This is a genomic window from Terriglobia bacterium, assembly GCA_020072815.1.
Classification (GTDB): domain Bacteria; phylum Acidobacteriota; class Terriglobia; order Terriglobales; family Acidobacteriaceae; genus Angelobacter.
The window spans coordinates 62,070-84,482 of record JAIQGE010000013.1; the positions used below are offsets into that span (position 1 = coordinate 62,070).

General features: G+C 59.7%; 17 protein-coding genes and 1 tRNA gene. 8 read left to right on the forward strand and 10 right to left on the reverse strand.

The genetic code is table 11. The annotated features are described in order from the left end of the window. Positions 1-16: 16 nt before the first annotated feature. From LAO20_17125 to LAO20_17135, 3 genes are all read right to left on the reverse strand, one after another. Complete coding sequence (locus LAO20_17125) at positions 17-613, reverse strand: hydrolase (protein MBZ5533155.1); 597 nt, start codon at positions 611-613, stop codon at positions 17-19. 98 nt (positions 614-711) lie between these two features. Further along, positions 712-1,254, reverse strand: a complete 543-nt coding sequence (locus tag LAO20_17130) for a hypothetical protein (protein ID MBZ5533156.1) — start codon at positions 1,252-1,254, stop codon at positions 712-714. Between the two features lie 193 nt (positions 1,255-1,447). Further along, entirely contained in the window at positions 1,448-2,593 is a 1,146-nt protein-coding gene (locus LAO20_17135) for a potassium channel family protein (GenBank protein ID MBZ5533157.1), read from the reverse strand. A gap of 111 nt (positions 2,594-2,704) precedes the next feature. On the opposite strand from LAO20_17135, the gene LAO20_17140 reads away from it, so the two are divergent. From LAO20_17140 to LAO20_17165, 6 genes are all read left to right on the forward strand, one after another. Beyond that, entirely contained in the window at positions 2,705-3,499 is a 795-nt protein-coding gene (locus LAO20_17140; protein ID MBZ5533158.1) for a VTT domain-containing protein, read from the forward strand. Between the two features lie 322 nt (positions 3,500-3,821). Further along, positions 3,822-6,857, forward strand: coding sequence for a PAS domain S-box protein (locus LAO20_17145; GenBank protein ID MBZ5533159.1), 3,036 nt, complete (start codon positions 3,822-3,824; stop codon positions 6,855-6,857). Next, the gene (locus tag LAO20_17150) at positions 6,848-7,591 is read left to right on the forward strand and encodes a response regulator (protein MBZ5533160.1); all 744 of its coding nucleotides are present in this window, start codon (positions 6,848-6,850) and stop codon (positions 7,589-7,591) included. Before LAO20_17145 ends, LAO20_17150 begins: the two co-directional genes overlap by 10 nt. Positions 7,592-7,668: 77 nt before the next feature. Then, positions 7,669-8,178: a cytochrome c nitrite reductase small subunit gene (nrfH, locus tag LAO20_17155; protein ID MBZ5533161.1), complete on the forward strand. Its 510-nt coding sequence runs from the start codon at positions 7,669-7,671 to the stop codon at positions 8,176-8,178. Then, positions 8,165-9,619, forward strand: coding sequence for an ammonia-forming cytochrome c nitrite reductase subunit c552 (locus tag LAO20_17160; protein MBZ5533162.1), 1,455 nt, complete (start codon positions 8,165-8,167; stop codon positions 9,617-9,619). The genes nrfH and LAO20_17160 overlap by 14 nt, the downstream gene beginning before the upstream one ends. A gap of 124 nt (positions 9,620-9,743) precedes the next feature. Then, positions 9,744-9,817: transfer RNA gene (locus LAO20_17165), tRNA-Gln, on the forward strand. Between the two features lie 364 nt (positions 9,818-10,181). Here the strand turns inward: LAO20_17165 and LAO20_17170 are convergent. From LAO20_17170 to LAO20_17200, 7 genes are all read right to left on the reverse strand, one after another. Continuing rightward, on the reverse strand, positions 10,182-10,952 hold the full coding sequence (locus LAO20_17170; GenBank protein ID MBZ5533163.1) for an enoyl-CoA hydratase/isomerase family protein: 771 nt from the start codon (positions 10,950-10,952) through the stop codon (positions 10,182-10,184). Further along, positions 10,953-11,270, reverse strand: a complete 318-nt coding sequence (locus LAO20_17175) for a hypothetical protein (GenBank protein ID MBZ5533164.1) — start codon at positions 11,268-11,270, stop codon at positions 10,953-10,955. After that, positions 11,270-12,628: a DUF1446 domain-containing protein gene (locus LAO20_17180; protein ID MBZ5533165.1), complete on the reverse strand. Its 1,359-nt coding sequence runs from the start codon at positions 12,626-12,628 to the stop codon at positions 11,270-11,272. Before LAO20_17180 ends, LAO20_17175 begins: the two co-directional genes overlap by 1 nt. After that, positions 12,625-14,175, reverse strand: a complete 1,551-nt coding sequence (locus tag LAO20_17185; GenBank protein ID MBZ5533166.1) for an AMP-binding protein — start codon at positions 14,173-14,175, stop codon at positions 12,625-12,627. The genes LAO20_17180 and LAO20_17185 overlap by 4 nt, the downstream gene beginning before the upstream one ends. Then, positions 14,175-15,347, reverse strand: coding sequence for an acyl-CoA dehydrogenase family protein (locus LAO20_17190; GenBank protein ID MBZ5533167.1), 1,173 nt, complete (start codon positions 15,345-15,347; stop codon positions 14,175-14,177). Before LAO20_17190 ends, LAO20_17185 begins: the two co-directional genes overlap by 1 nt. Next, positions 15,344-17,269 carry an ATP-grasp domain-containing protein gene (locus tag LAO20_17195; protein MBZ5533168.1) on the reverse strand — a complete coding sequence of 642 codons (1,926 nt, stop codon included), beginning with the start codon at positions 17,267-17,269 and terminating at the stop codon, positions 15,344-15,346. Before LAO20_17195 ends, LAO20_17190 begins: the two co-directional genes overlap by 4 nt. A gap of 89 nt (positions 17,270-17,358) precedes the next feature. Beyond that, the gene (locus tag LAO20_17200; GenBank protein MBZ5533169.1) at positions 17,359-18,894 is read right to left on the reverse strand and encodes an acyl-CoA carboxylase subunit beta; all 1,536 of its coding nucleotides are present in this window, start codon (positions 18,892-18,894) and stop codon (positions 17,359-17,361) included. A gap of 194 nt (positions 18,895-19,088) precedes the next feature. On the opposite strand from LAO20_17200, the gene LAO20_17205 reads away from it, so the two are divergent. Beyond that, a complete protein-coding gene (locus LAO20_17205) occupies positions 19,089-19,913 on the forward strand; it encodes an alpha/beta hydrolase (protein MBZ5533170.1) in 825 nt (274 codons plus the stop codon). Between the two features lie 43 nt (positions 19,914-19,956). Next, entirely contained in the window at positions 19,957-22,068 is a 2,112-nt protein-coding gene (locus LAO20_17210; protein ID MBZ5533171.1) for an enoyl-CoA hydratase/isomerase family protein, read from the forward strand. The last annotated feature ends 345 nt before the right edge of the window (positions 22,069-22,413 follow it).

The window sequence follows — 22,413 nt, forward strand, 5'->3', positions numbered from 1 at the left end:
TGACGCAGAGGCAGCCTTACTTCAAATGCTCCAGCATCGCCTTGAACACGCTTGTCCCTGATTTGCCCATCAACTCGTAGATCATCATCTCCGTGGATGACAGCACGGCCCCGGCGGCGCGCATGCGTTCCAGGCCGAGCTTCCAGTTCAATTCGGTCCGGGAGCTGACCGCGTCGGCGGCCACGTGGATGTTCATTCCCTGGTTCAGCGCGCCCAGCGCCGTCTGCATCACGCAGATGTGGGTCTCCATGCCGCACAGCAGCAGCGTGTTGCGCTCGGCCAGCGTGCCGATAGCCGAACAGAACTCGCCGTTGCCGAAGCAGCCGAACTCCAGCTTGTCCACCGGCTTGGTGTTGGGTGGCAACAGCGCCATGATTTCCGGGACGGTCACGCCCAGACCCTTGGCGTACTGCGTGGAAACCACCACGGGCAGTGACAAGAGGCCGGCCAGCCGGACCAGCAATTGCGCGTTGCGTACCAGCCGGTCTTTTTCGTGGATGGGCGGCAGGAGTTTCTCTTGAATATCAATGACTGCCAGTACGCAATCTTCCACGCGCAGGGGCCGGCGCGCGACTTCAGAGTAGGGAAGCGTCTCAACCGGTGTGCTGACCATAATAGGAAATTGTAGCGCGTGGGCTCGATGTAATCATCCGCGCACAAAAAAGCCCGGAGTCCTTGCGGAACTCCAGGCTTCTCATATCGTCCCCGGGATTATCTTCCCAGGAAAGTCACGTGCACGTACGTTCCCAGGCGCGCATTGAACGCCAAGTACCAGCCAACGTGGTCGGGGTCGTTATAGATCACAACCCGGTCGCGGTCCCAGTACCAGTCATTGCAATAGGCGTAATCGGGTTCAGCCACGCGGAAGTAGTAACCGTTGAACCAGAACCGTTCCGGCCGCCCGCCGCCGAGCACCCAGATGTGACTGCGGCCAACAAAGCGGAACCGCCCGTGTTCCCAGGGATGCTCGAGGTGAAAGCGCCGGTCATTGCGGTCCCAATCATGTCCCACCCACCGGTCGCGGCGGTTGTCGTGGTCCACGTGCGGCCTGTCAGGATGGCCTTCGCGGTCGCGAAAGCCGCGGTCATGGTCTTCACGGCGCTCGCCCTTGTCGTGTCGCGGACCATGAGAAGGAATGTGTTCGCGCTTGTCGCGGTCCCGGCCGCGATCGTGGTCCCGATCTCGGTCTTGCGCCGTCACATAGACCGGTATGAGAAACAACGTCAGAAAAAGTCCGAGAAGCTTGTGTTTCATCCGCACCTCCAGAGTTGGGTCATGCTGTGTGCAAATAGGTTGTTGCCTCACTCTAACAACCCGTCCCAGCGATAATCCACTCGGTGCGGCTTACCAAAGTTCAGGAACCCAAGTCCCAAATCCTAAGCCTCAAAGACCCACGACCAAAAAGAACTAAGAGCACGAATTGGGCCATAAGTTTAGCTGGTCTTCCTCAGTGGTCATGGTCATCATGCATCGCCACCACGCGTGGCCGGACCTGGTCGTGTTGCCATGCGCTGGTCTGCCAGTTGTCTTTCACAGCCTCGCGTTTGATCCAGGGCGGCAACTCCAGGCGCAGATGGCGCGCCAGGGCCATGGCGTACGGTTCGTAGAGACCACGCAGGCGGAGCAGTTCGGCGTCCGCCGCATCGCCGACGGTAAGCTTCATCCCGGCGCCCTGCAGTTGCCTGCGGATGGCCTCCAGGTCTTCCGCTTGCAAGCGGGACGAAGCGCCATCGCGGTCCGGCGGCGCTGCAAACACCTGGCTCAGGTCCACCAGAGCATGGCGTGCGATGGCAAACGTCATTCGCGCCTGGTACTGGCACATGCCTTCCAGTCCGACCATGGCCAGCGAGCACACGTCCAGGACGGCGGTGAGCGACCCGATCCAGGATTGGTTATCGTGCTGCGACCGGAAGTAAGCCAGCACGGGATAAGAAAGATGGCTCTCCATCAGATCAGCCGCCCAATGTTCCCAGTCATGCAGCACGGTGGTGAGCGCGTCCAGGCCTTGATCGTTCCGTCCGGCGTGGCGGCGCAGCAGTTCGAAGGCTGTGGGCGGAGATCCGGCGCGCGCGTCGAGCAGAGAGATGGTCACTTCACGCCGCGAGAAAGCTTGATACAGCACCGGCAGATAGCCGATGACCAGCGCGAGAAATCCAAATCCAATGCCCGCTTCTAGAACGGTAACCAATCTGCCCAGCGGTGTGACAGGCGTGATGTCGCCCAGCCCCAGCGTGAACAGCGTGGTCCCGCTCATGTAGAGTGCGTTGCCAAAGTGGCTGGGAAGGAGCGAGCCGGTAAAGCGCGCACCATCGCCAAAGTGGATCAACGCGAAACCAAACACCAATACCACGGCGAAGAAGGCAAACAGCATCAGCAGGGAGAGCGGGCCGTAATAGCTGAGCAGCGCGTCGCGTCCCTTCTTACTTTGGCGTCCCTTTGCCACACTTCGCCATGCGACCCATGTTACGCGGTAGAACAAAACCGCCAGGCGGAAATGGCGCGTCACCCGCCGAGGCAGCACAATGGTCTCAAACGTCTCCCACAGCACCACCAGAACCATGATTACGCCGGCAATTACCGAAAAGTAGTTCAATACGTGTCCTCTCTTGCAAGGCATTAGATTACAGGAAATCGCCAACGGTTCGTCTTTCTGCGGGCTGCGGTACACTGAATGGCGAATGAAAGCGCCAGCAGGTAACGCCACGTGAAGACTCTACTGCACATGCTCACCGGGCATCCTTACCTGGTGGTATTGCTCTCGGCTTTGCTGGAGCGCATTGGGTTGCCGCTGTTTCTCTCACCAGTGCTGGTGGGCGCGGGGGCCCTCGCCGCCGGAGGACAGATGCGCTTCGACCTCGGCTTCTGGCTAGCCTTGGTTGCTTGCATCGCTGGCGACGCCCTCTGGTTTCATCAGGGACGCCTCCGCGGCGACTCCGTGCTCGCCACTCTGTGCCGCATCTCCTTTGAGCCGGATAGCTGCGTCCGCCGTTCCAAAGTGTTTCTGGAAAAAGGCGCGATGCGCACCGTATTCTTCTCCAAATGGATCCCCGGGCTCTCCCACATTGTTCCCGCCGTCGCCGGACTGAGCGGCATTGGCCAGGGCCGGTTCTTTGTCGCCAACGTAGCCGGGACCGCGGTGTTTGTTCTGGCGCTAATGCTGGTGGGCTATCTTCCCGTGGAGCACATGCGCCTGGTGCCGGCGGTGGGCTCGGTGGTCTTTGAAGGCAGCCTGGTCTTGTTGGCGGCCAACGTTGGCTACAAATACGTGCAGCGGCGCCGCTTCTTCGCTGAGCTTTACAAATCCCGCATCACTCCACATGAGCTGCGCGCCATGCTGCAAACAGGAGAACCCGTGGTGGTGGTTGACCTTCGCCATCCCCTGGACTCGGTCACCGACCCGCGCACGCTTCCCGGCGCCATCCGGATGTTGCCGGAAGATGTAGACAAAAAAGCCCGCCTGCTGCCCGCTGATCAGGAGATCGTCCTCTACTGCACTTGACCCAATGAAGCCACGAGCGCCCGGGTGGCGCAGAAACTCCAAAAGCTGGGAATCAAGCGGGTCCGTCCGCTGCAGGGAGGATTCAGCGGATGGAAAGACCTTGGCTATCCCTTAGAAGAGCCGACCGAAGTAGCGTGGCACAGCGCAGTGATCGAAAGGTGAATCCACGCGCGCCTGCTGCCGGGTGATGCCCATCACATCCTTAATGTGTCTTTCGACTTGAAAATATATGTTCAATGAAGAGGCAGGCTACGGGCGGCTGGCACAAGTGTCGCTCTGTTCGTAACCGGTGTTTCCGTTCATTGCTGATAGCAAGAAACTTATGGTTGTAGAGCCCCATTGGCCCAAGCGCGTTGCTTTCACCACAGGAACGGCGTCCTGCCTTCTGGGCTTGGCCGTGCTGGTGGGCTGGGCCGTGCATTATGTCCCGCTCATCCAGATTTCTTCTTCGCTTGCTCCCATGCAACGCATGACTGCTCTGGGCTTTGTGCTCTGCGGTCTCGCACTCATCTTCATCAGTACCGGACGCCGCCGGGCAGCAGCGATCTGTGCGGCTTTTCCGCTGCTCATTGCCGCACTTACCTGCGTCGAGTATGTATTCGATGCTGACTTGGGCATAGATCAACTGTTGGGAACCGGCTACATAACCGTGCTGGCGCCTCAGCCCGGCCGCATGTCTCCGGTCACCGCAGTGTGCTTCCTGCTCATCACTTCGGCGCTGGCAACTGTCGCGTTCCGGTCTTTGGCGCGGTTCGCATCGGCCGTCCTCGGGATCGTGGGCTCCCTGGTGGTGACCGTAGGGACGGTCAGTGGTCTGAGCTTCGTCCTCGCACAAAAGGACGTCTATGCCTGGGGCCACATTGCCCGCGTGGCCCTTCATACCCGGGCCGGGTTCCTGCTGCTGGGTGTCGGGCTTCTGGCGACTGCCTGGAAGGAAAAACCCCGTCACTCCATTTTGCCCGGGTGGCTTCCCTTGAGCGTCGGGCTCGCCGTGGCCGTTGGCGTCCTGGGGCTGTGGCAGGCTTTCATTGTGCATGAAGAAAGCAGGTTCGCGCTGCTCTCCTTCAGCTTGCTGGTAGGCGGTTTTGTTGTAGCTTTGCTTTTTGCGCTTACCGTATATCTTGCCCAGAAAGCCTGGGACCGCAACCGCGAACTTGTGATTTACCGAATGGCATTTGAGAACAGTTTTGATGGTCTTTTCCTCACCAGTCCTGATGGTTCCATCCAGGCAGCCAACCCCAGCGGCTGTCGCACTCTTGGCCGTACAGAACAGGAGATTTGCCAGGCAGGGCGCGAAGGCATCCTGGATACCGGCGATCCTCGCTTCCAGATCTTCTTGGAGCAGCGTACGCGAACCGGAAAGGCCCATGGCGAGCTCAATGCCAAACGTAAAGATGGCACGCTCATCCCCGTGGAGGCTTCCTCAGTCATTTTCAAAGATACTGGCGGCACGCTTAGGACTTCCACAGCAATGCGCGACATCAGCGGGCGCAAACGGGCAGAAGCACAGCTGCGCGAGAGCGAGGAACGCTTCCGCCGGATTTTCGAAGAGGGTCCGATCGGACTTGCTCTGGTTGCAACCGACTATCGCTTTCTGAAAGTCAACAACGCGCTTTGCCAGATGGTGGGGTACACGGAGCCTGAACTCCTCGGACTCACCTTCGCCGATATCACCCATCCTGATGACCTTCAGGCCGACGTCACGCTGGCAGACCAACTCCTCACCAATCAGATCCCTTACTACCAGATGGAGAAGCGCTACTTTAAAAAGAGCGGTGAAATCATCTGGGTCCACCTCACCGGCTCGGTCATCCGCGACCAGCACGGCAATATCCTCTACGCTCTGGCCATGGTTGAGGACATCACTGCTAGCAAGCAGGCAGAACAAAAGCTAAGCGAGCAGGCTGCCTTGCTGGAGCTTGCTCATGACGCCGTCATCGTCCGCGACCTGCAGAGCCGCGTGGCCTTCTGGAACAGGGGCGCCAAGGACACCTATGGATGGTCCGCGGAAGAGGCGGTTGGACGCATCACCCATGAGCTTCTGCGGACTGAATTTCCCATCCCGTTCAAGGAGATCGAGGCCATTTTGCAAACGGCCGGCCAGTGGGAAGGCGAACTGGTGCACACCACGCGTGCGGGCAAGACCATTGTCGTGACCAGCCGCTGGTCCCAACTGTGCGATGAGGCCGGAGCGCCCCGCAGCATTCTTGAAATCAATCGTGATATCACAGGGCGGAAGCACGCCGAGGCTGAACTAAGAGTCCAGACCGAGCGCCTCTCCCTGGCCACCCGCGCTGCCTCCATTGGCGTCTGGGACTTGGACCTGCGCACCAACCTCACGATCTGGGACGATACTTTGTTCGCAATGTTCGGCCTCCCCAAGATGGTTCCCATGCCCTATGAAAACTGGGCGCGCTTGGTCCATCCTGACGACCTGCCCGGGGCCGAAGCTTCGTTGCAGAGGGTCATGAGCCTGAAGACCCAGGACTACTGTGAATTCCGCATCATCCGGCCGGATGGTGCATTGCGCTACATCTCCTCGGCCCAGGGAGCGGTTCTGGATGAGCAAGGTAACGTTAGTCGCATTGTTGGCATCGGCGTCGATATCTCTGAACGCAAGCGCCTGGAAGCGCAACTGGCAGCCTCCGCGCGGCTTTCGGCACTGGGCATGATGGCCGGCGGGGTAGCGCATGAAGTCAACAATCCCCTTACCATCATCCATGCTTCGGCCAGCGACCTTCTGGATACCTTGAAGCGCGATGGCCAGGTGCCTTTGGAGACGGTGACGCGCGCCGCCACCCGTATCCGCCAGACCGCTGACCGCATCGCCAAAATCGTGAAGAGCCTCCGGCGCATTTCGCGGGAAGGGTCCCAGGACCAGTTCTTCCCGGTCTCCGCCGGCAAAATTGTGGAAGAGACTTTAGAGATGTGCCAGGAACGGTTCAAGGCCCATTCTGTGTCTCTGCAGTTGTCACCGATTGGTCCAGACCTGCTCATTTCCTGCCGCGAAGTGCAGATTGCCCAGGTGCTGCTCAACCTGCTGACCAACGCGTTTGATGCGGTCAGCGCCCAGCCGGGAGAAAAATGGGTGCGGCTGGACGTGCAGCGCCGCGGCGGGTCCATCGTCTTCTCCGTGGTTGACAGCGGCCCCGGTATACCCCCTGAGATCAAGGCGCGCATTATGGAGCCGTTTTTTACCACCAAAGAAGCCGGCAAAGGCACGGGGCTGGGACTGAACTTGTCCCAGACCATTGCAGAAGAGCACGGCGGCAAGCTCGAGCTCTCGGAAGACCAAGGCCATACCTGTTTTTCTTTGACCCTTCCCATTTCCCGAAAGGCAGAATCCCTATGCAGCTAAAAGAAGCAACTGTTCTGGTTGTTGAAGATGAGCCCGTTCTGTGCGAAATCATGGGCGCATGGTTTGAGCGCGTGGCCGGCAGGGTATTGGTCGCCGGCAACGGCGCCCAGGCCCTGGAAGTCCTGGCCGCCAATCGTGTTGACGCGGTGGTCTCCGACCTCCGCATGCCGGTGATGGACGGCATCACGCTCCTGAAGAGAATCAAGGCGTCCGTCCAGCCGCAGCCCAGCGTTACCTTCATCACCGGCTTCAGTGATATTGAGCCGCGCGACGCCTACAACATGGGCGCTGTCGCCGTCCTGGAAAAACCCATGGACCGCGACGAGCTTTTGCAAATCGTGAGGCGCAGTCTCATGTCCCGCGCCGAGCTCTGGCGGACTCCCATGGACGTGGAGCCGCCCGTTGTTCTCCGGTTGAGTTTTCCCAGCTTGGCAACCGCGTTGCAGGAGCAAAAGATAACTTTTGGCCGCGGCGGGCTCTGCATCGCGACCCAGGGCGTGCAAGAGGGGCCCATCGGGATCCAGATTGAGTTCAAAGACGACAAGCAGCAGTTGGAAGGAAACGGCGCTGTTCGTTGGACCGCCCCGGCAGAAGGCCAAGCCGGCATCGAACTGCTCTATGTAGCCCCTGCCAGCCGCGAATGGTTGGCCAAGCTGGTTGAACAAGAGGAAATCGCCGCGTTCATTCCAGGTTCGCTAGCAGGACAACACACCTTAACGGCTAAATCGGCTTGACACATTTGATGGCGATGTTTTTTGTGGCAGAATGATCAACTGGATCGCAACCAGCAGTCACAGTAAGAGAGGTTCGCATGCGGGCGATGAGTCTCAAACTCGTCCTGGCCACTCTGGCCGGCGTTGCGCTGGGCGTCGGCGGTTACGCTTTTGTTTACGCCAAAGGCTACTCTTACCTCTCCAACAATCCCAGCGCCTGCGCCAATTGCCACGCCATGAACGGGCAATACGACGGCTGGGTCAAATCCAGCCACCATTCCGCGGCCACCTGTAATGACTGTCACACTCCGCACAATATTCTCGGTAAGTATGCGGTAAAAGCCAGCAACGGCTTCTTTCACTCTTTCTATTTCACCACCGGCCGCTACCCGGACAACATTGAGATCACCCGGTTTGACCGCGAGGTCGTGGAGTCGGCGTGCCGCAACTGCCATCAGGCAATTACCCAGGCCATTGACAGCGACCGCGTGCACGGGCAGGCGGAAGGCGTCCATTGCACGCGCTGCCACTATTCCGTCGGCCACTCGGAGTCGTCCGCTTCCCTCAGTATCCCCGACGCGGTCAGGAGCTTACATGACAAACGCTAATCCCGCCGATTCTAAAGCCGCACGTCCGCGCGGTTTTTTGTTGACCATCGTTGTGCTGGCGGCCGTGGTCGTATTCACGCTCACCGCTCTGCTGGTCAATATCTTTGAGCGCAAGCAGGAAGCTCGCAACCCGTTTTACAAAGTGGTGGAGCTGAATGATACGGTGTCTGACCCCGCGATCTGGGGCAAGAATTTTCCCATGCAGTATGACTTGTACATGCGCACCGTGGACCAGCAGCGCACCAAGTACGGCGGCAGTGAAGCTCTGCCCCATTCGCCTACCGAAGCTGACCCGCGTTCCGCCGTGGCGCGCTCCAAACTGGAACAGGACCCGCGCCTGAAAATCATGTGGGCCGGATACGCGTTTTCCAAGGACTATCGCGAGCGTCGCGGCCACGCCTACATGCTTGACGACCAGACGTTCACCGAGCGCCAGCAGTTCAGTCCGCCGGGCGCGTGCTTGAACTGCCACGCGTCCATGGTCACTGTGTACAACCAGGCGGGAAACGGCGACGCCGCCAAGGGATTTCAAGCCATCAACCACATGAAGTACGCGGAGGCGCGCAAACTCGCCGCTCACCCCGTGGCCTGCATTGATTGTCACGATCCCCAGACCATGCAGTTGCGAGTCACACGCCCTGCGTTTGTCGAAGGCATCAAAGCGCTCAAGGCGTCACAGGGCGTGAAGGACTATGACGTAAACAAGATGGCCACGCGCCAGGAAATGCGCAGCTACGTTTGCGGACAGTGTCACGTAACCTATTACTTCAAGCCGCCGGACAAGACGCTGACCTTCCCCTGGACCAAAGGTCTGCGCGTGGAAGACATCATCGCCCACGAAGATGAAAACAAGATCAAGGAGTGGGAGCACCCGGATACCGGCGCTCCGCTGATCAAGGCCCGCCATCCCGAGTTTGAAGTGTGGAGCATGGGGGTACACGCGCGCTCCGGCGTGGCCTGTGCTGATTGCCACATGCCCTACACCCGCACGGGAGCTCTCAAAATCAGTGACCACCAGGTGAACAGCCCGCTGCTAAAAGTCAACCGTTCCTGCCAGACCTGTCACCACTTTCCTGAAGAAGAACTCAAGGCCCGCGTGGAGGACATCCAGGACCGCTTCTTTGATTTGCGCAACACCGCCCTGGATGCCCTGATGGACCTCATCCATGACATCCAGGCCAACAAAGACAAAGTTACTCCCGCACAGCTGGCCAAAGCCCGCGACTACCAGCGTCGCGGCGGCTTCATGATTGACTTCATCATGTCTGAGAACTCCATGGGCTTCCATGCGCCGCAGGAGGCAACGCGCATTTTGGGCGACGCCATCAACCTGTGCCGGCTGGGCCAGCTGGCTCTGCACGGCGGTCCGGAGCCAAGCCATAGTCCGCCCAACACCGCGAGCGAGCCCTCCCGCAGCGCCACCAGCGGAGGAGGGAAGTAAATAGGAGCAGGGAGCTAGAGACAGCAATTCAGGACCGCTCTTCGGCAGTGACTTATTTGACCTGCCTGGAAGCGCATCATAAAATGAATAGAGCCAGCAGTGCGTGCTGGCTCTTGCCGCTTGCTGCCCCCTCGTTCAATGGTAGGACAGCTGACTCTGGATCAGCATATCGGGGTTCGAATCCCTGGGGGGCAGCCAAAGATCCAGTGCATTTTCTTTAGTTTGTGGACTTGCCGTCAATCTCTCCTTCGTCCGTACTTTTCAGCGTGTGCGCGGGTTGTGCGGAGGTGACCGGGCTTGTTGAATTCCTTTCGCTAGACCTTCTCAGGAATCGCTCTAGAGCCGTCGGTGCCGAAGATTGCAGGTGTTCGAAGTCGAGCCGGTTTCCCTAAGCCCGGTTCCTTAAACAATGTGCAGAGCTGAAGCCGGCATCTCAATGGTCGCTCGCCATTTCTGTAATTCTTCTAAGGTGGCCTGAATCAGCGCAGGCAGAGCTGCCTCAACTGTGGGGCTGAGGTTCTCTCCCCATCCGGTCTGCTCCTGAATTCGAGCGGGCGCTTGGTCAGGAGCCCCTTTTCTTCAAGAAGCGCTCAATGCCGCGGCGACAATCGTCAGTCATGCGGGCAATGGCATTGGTTTCCACGCCGGCTTCGAGCGCCGCTTCGAACGACATGGAATCCATGTTGCACAGCAGGCGCTTCGATAGCATCACGGCCGATGCGGACTTGGCGGCCAGCCGCGCAGCGTAAGCATGCACCTCAGCAGGGAAGTCTTCATCCGTGTAAACACGGTGGACCAGGCCAAGTTCGTACGCTCGGGCGGCAGAGATGGTCTCTCCGGTTACCACGAGCTCAACCGCGGCTTTTTCTGAAATCGAGCGGCGCAGGATGGCCATTACCATTGCCGGCACGAATCCAATATTCACTTCCGGGTAGCCGAACTGGGCGGACCTCGCTGCCAGGACAATGTCACACGCGGTGGCAATGCCGCACCCGCCGGCCAAGGCGCGCCCATGTACAGCAGCGATCACAGGGTGCGGGTGATGGCGCATGGCCAGGAACAGCTCGGCCGTGCTGCGCGCGTCAGCCATGTTCTCCAGCACGCCGGCCTGCGCTGTCTTTTCCAGGCCTGCCAGGTCGGCGCCGGAGCAGAAGTCCGTGCCCGCTCCGCTGAGCACAACCACGCGGCACTGCGGATCGCTGGCAGAAGAAGCCATAGCTTCCTTCAACTCGGAAATCAATTCGCCATCCAACGCATTGCGTTTGTCCGGCCGGTTCAGGGTGATGCGCGCGATGCCGTCTTGAGTTTCGTAAATGATTTTGCTGTAGGCCATCTATGCCACTTCAATTTCCATTCTGAGCAACGCCGTGCTGTAGGTCTTCCCCTGAGAATCGGAGCGCAATGAGACCAACCCGCCGCCGTCGAGTGCGTGATGCAAGACGAAATTCAAGGCGTGCAGGTTGGGAAGCTCAAAGCGTTCTACTTCTCCCTGGCAAATGCCGGCAAAGTGCCGTTTGACGCGTTCGGCCGTAACCTCGCGAACCAGGACCGGGTAGTGCTCCGGCTTAAGCGCGATCAGGCCGATGTTGGCCGAATCACCTTTGTCGCCCGAGCGCGCGTGCGCGATTTCGCGTAGCTGGATTCTCGCCATCATGCCTCCGTCACCGAAATCTGCGGCGTAACCATTTCCTTGGGGACCAGCGCCGGCCAGTAAGCAACGATCTCTTCCACCTTGGGGCGGCCGACTCCCAGCCCGGTGACTGCCGGAGGGCCGTTCAAGGCGATGGGTATCAGTTCCTTCGTAAATCGCTCGACTGCGGTTTTGTCTGAGCTACGCACACCGATTCGCAATGCCACTTCAGCAATGTCCGGCGACGGTTCGCCTGCCATGTTGCCGTGCGTGGCGTTTACTCCAACGAACTCGGAGTGAATGGCATCAAACTTCAGTCCCAGCCGCTCGAACCGCTCGCGCAATATGCAGTCAGCGGCTTTCGCTTTCTTGTACGCGTCCGGCCAGGCATAGACCAGCGCGCCCATTGCTTTAAAGCCGGCAGCATAGCTTATGGAAACTTTGTAGAAATCCGTCGCCGGACGCCCTTTGATCCCGGAAGCATGCACGCGGTCCGGCCCTTGCTGTTCAAGATGAATCGTGGTGAAGTCGGCGATGCCGTCGGGCGTAATGTAACAACGCGGATCGCCAATCTCGTACAGCACTTGCTCGGTAACGGAGGCCACGCTCACGCGACCGCCGGTGCCCGTATGCTTGGTGACCACAAATGTTCCGTCGGTTTCGGCTTCAATGATGGGATAGCCGATGCCGGCGAAGTCGGGAATGCTCTCCCAATCCGCCTGGCAGTTGCCGCCGGTGCACTGCGCCCCGCATTCAATGATGTGCCCCGCGATGGTGCCGGCGGAGAGCCGGTCCCAATCGTCCGCCTTCCAGCCGAACTTCTGGATCATGGGGCCAAGCGCAAGCGCCGCATCATTGCAGCGTCCGGTGATCACAATCCCGGCCCCGCGATCCAGGGCTTCCGCGATGGGGAACGCGCCGAAATAGACGTTCGCGCTCTGCACCTGCGGCCAGATGCTGGTCAGGGGTTCGCCCGTGTCAAGGTTTGCGAGGTCAATGCCGCGATCGAGCAACTCACCCAGCCGGGGCAGAATATCGTCACCGGTCACAACGCCGATCTTGATGCGTCCGCCGTATCCGGCAGCTTGCAGAACCGCGGAGACAGCGTCACGGCAAGCCTGCGGATTGATGCCGCCGGCGTTGGTGACGACTTTCACGCCGCGCTCCACAATGTCGCGTGCCCCACGCTTGATCACGCCGACAAAATCATGAGCATACCCGGCCCGCGGGTCGCGCGCACGCAGCTTCTGCAGGATGGACATGGTAATCTCGGCAAGATAGTCAAGCGTCAGGTAATCGAGAGGGCCGCCACGCAGGAGTTGCAGCGGCGCTTCCTGGGAATCGCCCCAGAAAGCCGAGCCGTTCGCAATGCGGATCATACCGCCGCTCCACCGGCTTGCTGGTTGAGCTTCTCCCGCAGCACCCGCTTGAGCACCTTGCCCGTCGGGTTCTTGGGGAACTCGGCCATGACATAAACCTGCTTGGGAACCTTGAAGCCGGCCAGGCGGGAGCGCGCGTAGGCCAGCAGTTCATCTTCGCTCGGCTGCATGCCGGGCATGGGGACGACGCAGGCCACCACTTTCTCGATCCAATAATCATCGTGCACGCCGATGACGGCGACTTCTGCTACGGCCGGATGCTGCGAGAGGGCTTCTTCCACTTCCTGGCTGGATACATTTTCGCCACCGCTCTTGATCATGTCCTTTTTGCGGTCAAGGAAATACAGCCAGCCATGTTCATCGCGATAGGCGACGTCGCCCGTGTGGTGCCAGCCTCCGCGAAACAGGACCTCGTTCGCCGCCGGGTCTTCGAAGTAGCCGGGCGTCACGCAGGGACCGCGCACGACAATTTCCCCGGGCTTTCCCGCTTCCACGTCCCTCATCGCTTCGTCAACAATCCGAAGCTCCAGCGGCACATGCTGAATGCCAATCGGATCGGGAGCGGCCAGCATGCGCCCGATCTCCGCGCTGGGCGTTGCCGAACCGAGGGCGGTGGTTTCCGTTTGGCCCCAGCAGTTGACCCACTCCGCGTTGGGTGTTATCTGGCGCCAGCGCTGGAACACCGGGGTTGGCAAGTACTGGAAGACGAACAGGCGCTTAAGGCTCGATAGGTCCGCGGTCTCGATGCCGGGGGCTTGCAGCAGTCCTACCCAGACGGTCGCGGGCAACGCAAGTATGTTCGCTTTGTGAACCGCAATGGCTTGCAGAAGCGGTTCCGGCTTGGGCAGCGGGACAATGATGCTTTCACAACCCGAGGCAAAACAGGAAAAAGTCAGCACCAGGCCGGCGACATGAAACATGGGTAAAGCCAGCAGGTAGCGCCAGGAGCGATCAACCCCGTAGTCCGCGTAGCTGGCCAGAAGGTAAGCGTAAAAGTTCAAATGGGTGAGCACCACGCCCTTGGCCTTTGCTGTGGTGCCGCTGGTAAAGATGATGAGCAGAGGATCGTTGTCGTCCACCAGTTGCTCCACCTGATTCGCATCCTGAGCCGCCAGAGTTTTCCGCAAAGCATCATCAAGCAGGAAACGAGCCGCGGGCGGGCGGCTGACTTTCCCGGCAAACATTGGATCCAGCAGGAGCGCTTTCACCCGGGTCTTTTCCAGCACGTAATCAACTTCTTCCGCAGTGAACAGCAGATTAATGGGGACGAGCACTGCGCCGATCCGGGCACAGGCAAAAAACACGGCGGCATATTCAGGTGAATTGACGGCAAAAATCGCCACGCTATCGCCACGGCTGATGCCACTCTCCAGCAGAAGTCGCGCCGCCTGGTTCGCCAGCGAGTCAAATTCCGCGTAGCTGAGCGTGCGGTCCTGAAAACGAATGGCGGTCTGCTGCGGCGAACGCACCGCACTCCGCCGCAACGCGTCGCCTGCGTTGAAACGATGGATCAGGTTATACGCAAGGTCCGCCTGGGCCTTCTCCATCACAGCTTCTCTTCCTTGGCGATGATCTCTTTCATGATCTCGGAAGTCCCTGCGCCAATGGTGTTCAATCGCAGGTCTCGCCACATGCGTCCGACGGGATACTCCGTGGTGTAAGCGAAGCCGCCGAAGATCTGCATGCAGTCATAGGCCACCTTTTGTGACAGCTCTGTGGTGTAGAGCTTGGCCATGGTGATTTCGCGCACCGCCCGCTTGCCGCGGTTCACCATGTCCACAGCGTGATAAGTGAGCCAGCGCCCGGCCTCGATGGCCGTAAGGTGCTCGGCAAAACGGTGCCGCCACACCTGAAACTTTCCCACGGGCGAGCCGAATACGCTGCGTTCATGGCCGTAATCGATCGCCCACCGGAGACCTTTGTCCATGGCCGCCAGAGCGCCCAGCGAAGCCACCAGCCGCTCACCCTGGAAGTTCTCCATGATGTAGTAGAAACCGTGGTCTTTCTTGCCCAGAATGTTACGCACGGGAACGCGGCACTCATCAAAGAAGAGCTCGGCTGTATCGGAAGCGAGGTTGCCGATCTTCTTCAGCTTTTTTCCCACGGAGAAGCCTTTGGTATTTGTGCGAAACAGCACCAGCGAGATGCCTTTGTGTCCTTCACCGCCGGTGCGCACCGCCAGGACAATGTAGTCAGCGCGTGTGCCGTTCGTGATCCACAGCTTCTGCCCGGAGATCACCAGCTCATCACCTTCAATGCGGCCCCTGGTCTTGATCGCCGCTACGTCCGAGCCTCCGCCCGGCTCGCTGATTCCCAGCGCGCCAATCCAATCGCCGCGCACCGCTGGCGGCAGGAATTCGTCCTTTTGTTCCGCGGTGCCGAGGTCCTGGATCACCGGAATCGTCATGTCCGACTGGACCAGGAATGCCATGTTGATGCTGCCGCTGTCGGAATGGCTGAGCGACTCAACGTAAGCCGTGGTGGCCCACCAATCCTGCCCGCTGCCGCCCCACTTGGGATCAATGCGGATGCCGAACAGGCCCAGATCACCTGCCTTCTTGAACAACTCTCGCGGAAAGATGCCTTCTTCGTCCCAGTCGGCCGCGTGAGGCGCGATGTCTTCCTTGCAGAAGCGGCTCACCGTTTGACGGATCAGATCGTGCTCCTCGGTGAAGTACGGGAACTCAGTGATTTGCTGCGGAACTGCTTGCGTGCTCATTGGGCATCCTCCACGGATTGAATTTCTACGAGCATCTGTCCGGGCGCTACGATCTCACCCGGCTTGACCAGGATGGCCGCGATGACGCCCTCAATTGTGGCAATGATATTTTGCTCCATTTTCATGGCTTCAACCACAATTAGAGGCTCGCCCGGTTTGACCCTCTGGCCCTGCGCAACCAGGATTCTCAAGACCTGACCCGGCATAGGAGAGTTCGCCGACTGGTGCCGGCCTGCACCGGCGCTGTGCGGATAACGAGGCAGGCGCTTGACCGTGCGCTGTCCCAGACCAGAGCGCATGTAGTACTCGTCGCCGTGACGGCGGATGTGGAATTGATGACGAAGGCCTGCAATCAGGGCAACCGCTTCGCTGTCGTGCACATGCAGGACTTCAACACGTCCCTCAGCGCCGCGTATCTGGTGTTCGCGGCCGTCAATTTCCAGCTTCATGGCCGGACCGGGATAAGGATTGTTACGAAACCGGAGTGGAATCGAGGGCAGTATCTGCCTTTGTGCATGCTCGGTGCGTTCAATGTATGCGCGCAGCACCGAAGCGAAGATTTCATCCTGCGCCAAGCGCGCCTCGCGCAGATCGCCTTGAGCATAAGCGACAACATCAGAGCCTGTATGAATTTCCCCGGCGCGAAACGGGCTGCTGTCCAGCAGGTTCACAAGGAATTCGCGGTTCGTGCGCACTCCTTGCGCCGCGAAATGCTTCAGCGCATAGACCAGTTTGTTGATCGCGCTTTCCCGTTCGGCTGCGTGAACAATCACTTTGGCAAGCAGCGGATCATAGTAAACGCCGATTTCGGTCCCTTCCTCCACGCCCGAATCAACGCGAAGGCCTTCTACTCCCGCCGGCGGCTCCCAGACGTGCAGTGTTCCCGTCGAGGGCAGAAATCCGTTCTCCGGGTCCTCGGCATAGAGCCGGGCTTCAATCGCGTGTCCATTGGGTTGCAGCACTTCCGCGGGCAACGACTTGCCCTGCGCAATCTCGATCTGCAGACGGATCAGATCCGACCCGGTGGTCATCTCCGTGACTGGATGCTCCACCTGAATGCGCGTGTTAACCTCAATGAAGTAGAACTCGCCCGACGGAGCGAGCAGGAACTCCACAGTTCCTGCGTTGGTGTAGTCCATCTTGCGTGCCAGGGCAAGCGCTGCTTTCGCCATGCTTTGGCGGATTTCGGGCGTCAGCGCCGGCGAAGGGCTCTCTTCAATGATCTTCTGGTGGCGCCGTTGCGCGGAGCAATCGCGTTCGAAGAGATGAATCAGGTTGCCGTGATGATCGCCCACAATCTGGACTTCGACGTGGCGCGCGCCCTCAATGTATTTTTCGATCAGCAGGGCGCCGTCGCCGAAGGCGCGTTCCGCCTCGCTGCGGGCCGAGCTGTAAGCCTGCTGAAACTCGCCGGCCGTACGAACCACTCGCATACCGCGCCCGCCGCCGCCCGTCGAAGCCTTGATCAGCAGTGGAAACCCAAGCTTCTGGAAGTCCTTTTCTGTCGCCGACGGCGCCACCGGAACTCCCGCTTGTTCCGCGAGCCGGCGGCCCTCATCTTTCGATCCCATGGAGCGAATCACACCGGAACGCGGCCCAATAAAGATTATGCCCGCTGCTTCGCAGGCCGCCGCGAATTCGGCGTTCTCTGCCAGGAAGCCGTAGCCGGGATGGACGGCGTCGGCGCCGGTTTGGCGTGCGGCGGTGAGAATGGCGCCTATATTAAGGTAGGAGTCGCGCGGGGCAGAACCGCCGATCGGCACAGCCTGGTCCGCAAGGCGGACATGCAGGGCGTTGCGATCGAATTCCGAATACACAGCCACGGTCTCAATGCCCATCTCGCGACAGGTACGGATGATCCGCACCGCGATTTCGCCGCGATTGGCGATAAGGACGCGTCTTATAGAAGAAGATGAAAGCATGGACAATTTGGTAATTGAGTAATTTGGTAATTGGGTAAATTTCGCACGGTCTGTGGTTCAATTACCCAATTACCAAATTTCCCAATGACTCAATGCCTAAAAACTCCCCACTCCATGGTCCCTTCCGCCGGCGCATTGTAGGACGCAGACAAGGCAATCGCAATCACGGTACGTGTGTCTCGCGGGTCGATGATGCCGTCATCCCACAGCCGTGCTGTAGCGAAGTAACAGTCTGACTCGCGGCTGATCTGGTCTTCCAGCATCTTCCGGCCGAAGGCCAGCTTCTCTTCGTCAATGGATTGCCCGGTCTTGGCTGCCGCATCGCGCCTGATAATGTCCATCACACCGGAGAGCTGTTTTTCGCCCATGACAGCGATGCGGTGATTGGGCCACGTGAACAGGAACCGTGGATCGTAGGCCCGGCCGCACATGGCGTAATTGCCGGCGCCGTAGGACCCGCCAACCATGATAGTGATGGCGGGCACGGTGGAGTTGGACACCGCGTTGATCAGCTTGGCCCCATTGCGGATGATTCCGTCCTCCTCGTACGAGCGGCCCACCATGAACCCAGTGATGTTCTGCAGGAACAGGAGCGGAATGTTCTGCTGGTTGCACAAATGGATGAATTGCGCGCCTTTGCCCGACGACTCCGACATCAGCACGCCATTGTTGCCGAGAATGCCGATGGGGAAGCCGTGAATGTGGGCGAAGCCGGTCACCAGCGTGGGACCATACTCCGGCTTGAACTCGGCGAAGTCGCTGCCGTCAACAATGCGGGCAATCACCTCACGAATCTCGAATGGCACGCGCACATCCATGGAAGCGATACCCAAGAGTTCGTCTAGGTCATACACCGGTTCGCGCACCGGACGCAGGTTAGGAATTTCCGGCTTGGGAGTGTTCAAGTGGCTGACAATCTCGCGGGCGATTCGCACCGCATCAAGCTCATCTTCTGCCAGGTAGTCGGAAAGACCGGAGACGCGCGAATGCATCTCTGCTCCGCCCAGGGATTCTTCGTCGGAAATTTCTCCGGTCGCCATCTTCACCAAGGGCGGCCCAGCCAGGAACACCTGTGCCTGTTTCTTGACCATCACCACGTAATCGGACATGCCGGGCAGGTATGCGCCGCCCGCCGTAGAACTGCCGAAGACGACAGAAATGGTCGGGATACGTTGCCTTGAACGGCGTGTGATCTCACGGAAGCCGCGGCCACCGGCGACAAATACTTTGCTTTGCACCGGCAGGTCCGCTCCGGCGGATTCCACCAAAAGAATGCTGGGCAGATGATTGATGCGGGCGATATCGGCCAGACGGCCGTTCTTCCACAGGCCGGCTTCGCCGGTGGCGCCGCCTTTTGCTGTCGCCTCGTTGGCGGTGATGAGGCATTCGCGCCCGCAAACCAGCCCTACTCCGCCAACCACGCCGGCGCCGGGAAACTCGTTCTCTATTCCGTAGCCGGCCAAAGGGGCGATCTCCAGGAAATACGACCCTTCGTCCAGCAACATCTCAACGCGGTCACGCGGCAGCAGCTTGCCGCGCTCGACGTGGCGCTTCACGTACTTTTCGCCGCCGCCTTCCGTGGAGCGCTTCAACTCGGTGCGCAGGCGCTCGATGGCCGCTTGCATGCCCTCATAGTTGGTGCGGTATGAAGGGGAGTCGCGATCGACAGTGGAGCGAAGAAGCGGCACGGTGCACTACTATACCAATGTTCCCGCATGCCGCGGAAAGAGCTTGTTGCAATACTTCTCGCCAAGCGAACTCTCGCGTAACATGAAGGGCCATTGTTTTTGCGTGATTTGAGGAAGCATGAGGAGTGTCTGTGTCATTTATTGAAAATCAGGGAGCCCGAATCTACTGGGACGAACAAGGGAAGGGCGAGCCGGTGCTGCTGATCATGGGGCTCGGCTATCCCTCGCCCATGTGGCACCGCACGCGCCCTGTGCTGGCGGCGCACTACCGGACCCTGGCGCTTGATAACCGCGGCAGCGGACGCAGCGACGTGCCCCCGGGTCCTTATCCAATTGCTTTGATGGCGTCTGACGCCGCGGCGGTGCTGGACGCGGCAGCCGTGGAGAGCGCGCACGTCTTTGGTCTCTCCATGGGCGGCATGATCGCGCAGGAGTTCGCTCTGCAATATCCCAAGCGGGTGCGCTCGCTGATCCTGGGCTGTACGGCCTCCGGCGGGCCCACTGCCGTGCGGGCGGAAGCGGAGGTCACGAAAATCCTGATGGCCCGCGATATCACTCCGGAGCAGGCCGCGCTGGCGATTCGCCCGTACACTTACGATCCAGCCACTCCTCTTGAAAAGATGGATGAAGACTTGGCGATTCGCCGGCAATGGCTTCCCCGGCCGGAAGGCTTTCAGGCGCAGTTGCAAGGAATCCTGGCCTGGGAAGCGTACAGCCGGCTGGAACAGATCAAGGCGCCCACGTTGGTGATTCATGGTGAATCTGACCGTTTGGTGCCGCCGGGAAACGGCAAATTGATCGCCGAGCGCATTCCCGGAGCGAAACTGGTCATGCTTGCTCACGCCAGCCATATTCTTACGACAGATCAGCCCGAAGCAGCGCACCGGGCGATTTTGGAGTTTCTGGCGGTCCATGCCGTTCCGGTGTTGGGCTCGCAAGTAACGGCGTCACAGTAGGGCGAGAAAAGACTTCATGTTCGAATAGAAAAGGGATACTGCAATGAGTGACCTGGTTCAACTGACAAAAGACAAAGACGTCGCCATCATCACCATCAATAATCCGCCGGTCAACGCGTTGAGCCCGGGCGTGCCGGAGGGAATCGCCGAGGCGATCGAGCAGATTCATAACGACGGCAGCGTCAAAGCGGCTGTGCTCATCGGCGGCGGGCGTACGTTTGTCGCCGGAGCGGACATCAATGAATTCGGCAAGATCACGTCGGGCAGAACGCAGGGCGCGGTGAGCATCTTTCCGCAAATGCTGCGGCGGATTGAAGATTGCAGCAAGCCGGTGGTGATGGCCATTCACGGCACAGCGTTTGGCGGAGGACTGGAGCTGGCCATGGCCGGTCATTACCGCGTCGCTGCGCCCGGCGCCCAGGTCGGGCAGCCGGAAGTGAAGCTCGGCATTATTCCCGGCGCTCATGGCACCCAGCGCCTGCCCCGGCTCGCTGGGGTCGCCAAGGCGGTGGAGATGTGCGCCGACGGCAACCCGGTCAAAGCGCCGGAAGCTCTGAAACTCGGCATCGTTGATCGGCTTATTGAAGGTGACCTGCTGGCGGGAGCGGTGGCGTTCGCTCGCGAAGTCGCCGGAAAGTCTGCGCCCAAGACACGCGAGCGCAATGACAAACTGGGGACGCCCGAACAGAATGCCCCAATTTTCGCGGCCGCGCGCGATGCCGCCCGCAAGAAGCAGCGCGGGCTCATGGTCCCGCTGGCCGCGATTGATGCGGTGGAAGCCGCCACCAGGCTGCCTTTCGATCAAGGCTGCGAGGCGGAGCGCAAGCTTTTTACCGAATGCCTGTTCTCCGATCAGTCCAAGGCCATGATCCACGTCTTTTTCGGCGAGCGTGAGGTCGCCAAGATACCCGACGTCCCCAAAGAAACGCCGCTGATCCCGGTGAACTCGGTGGCGATTATCGGCGCCGGCACCATGGGAGGAGGCATTGCCATGACTTTTGCCAATGCCGGGATTCCAGTTCTGCTCAAGGAGACAGATCAGGCCGCGCTGGACCGCGGGCTGGCCACAATTTGCAAAAACTATGACGGCTCGGTGAAGCGCGGCCGCTTCACCCAGCAGTTCGTGGATGAAAGATTGAAGCTGATCAAGCCCACGCTTACTTACGACGGCTTCGCTGATGCTGACATGATAGTGGAAGCGGTCTTCGAAGGCATGGCGCTCAAGAAACAGGTTTTCGGCGAACTGGACCGCATCTGCAAGCGCGGCGCGATTCTGGCCAGCAACACTTCTACCCTCAGCATTGATGAGATCGCGCAGTCCACCTCGCGGCCGGAAGCAGTGATCGGTACCCATTTCTTCAGCCCGGCGAACGTGATGCGGCTTCTGGAGATCGTGCGGGGAAAAGCCAGCGGCAAGGAAGTCATCGCCACCTGCATGCAACTTGCCAAGAAGCTGGGCAAGGTAGGCGTGCTGGTGGGCAATTGCCGGGGCTTTGTCGGCAACCGCATGTTCGGGCCGTACCGGCGCGAAGCCCAGTTCCTGGTGGAAGAAGGCGCCAGTGTGCAGGATGTGGACAATGCGCTCTATGACTACGGCATGGCCATGGGGCCGCTCGCTGTGGGTGATCTTGCCGGTTTGGACGTGGGCTGGCGGATACGCAAAGAGTATCGCCACCTGGAGAAGCCCGGTGTGCGCCAGCCTATTGCAGAAGACCGTCTGTGTGAGATGGGCCGCTACGGCCAGAAGACCGGCGCGGGCTGGTACAAGTATGACGAGAACCGGCGCGCTGTTCCCGATCCGGAAGTTGCCGGACTGGTTCGTCTGTGGGCGGCAGAGGCCGGCATTCCCCAGCGCCAGATTTCAGCCGAAGAAATTGTGGATCGCTGCCTCTACGCGCTGGTGAACGAGGGCGCTCACATACTCGAGGAAGGTTACGCGCTGCGCGCGGTGGACATCGACATCATTTACCTGAACGGCTACGGTTTTCCCGCTCATCGCGGCGGCCCCATGTGGTACGCCGATACGGTCGGCCTGAAGAAAGTCTATGACCGCATCTGCGAATTCGAGCGGCAGCACGGGGAGCTGTGGCAACCTGCGCCATTGCTCAAGCAGTTGGCGCAGTCGGCCAAAAGTTTCAAAGACTTCAATGTCTAGGAGAAACAAAAATCCATCGGCTGCTGAAACCTTGCTTTCTCAAGCTCTCCTGATTACACTTTTGCGCACACCCCTTAGGCCCCAATCTTTCTTCGGAGAATGCTTGATGAAGAAGCTTCTCGGGCTCTCACTTGGTCATAACCTGATTCCCGCGACGCTTCCCCAAGCACTCTTGGATCCGGATTTTTGCGTGCAGAACTGAAATCCATGAGGTATTGCGTGAATCTGTTGTGGCGGCTTAAGTCGGCGATGTTCGCGACCGTCGGTGTCCTACTGGCAGCGGTTCCGGGGCTCGCGCAGCAGGCCCCAGCAGCTCCGTCGGCGCTCCAGGCAACGGCCGCCGCG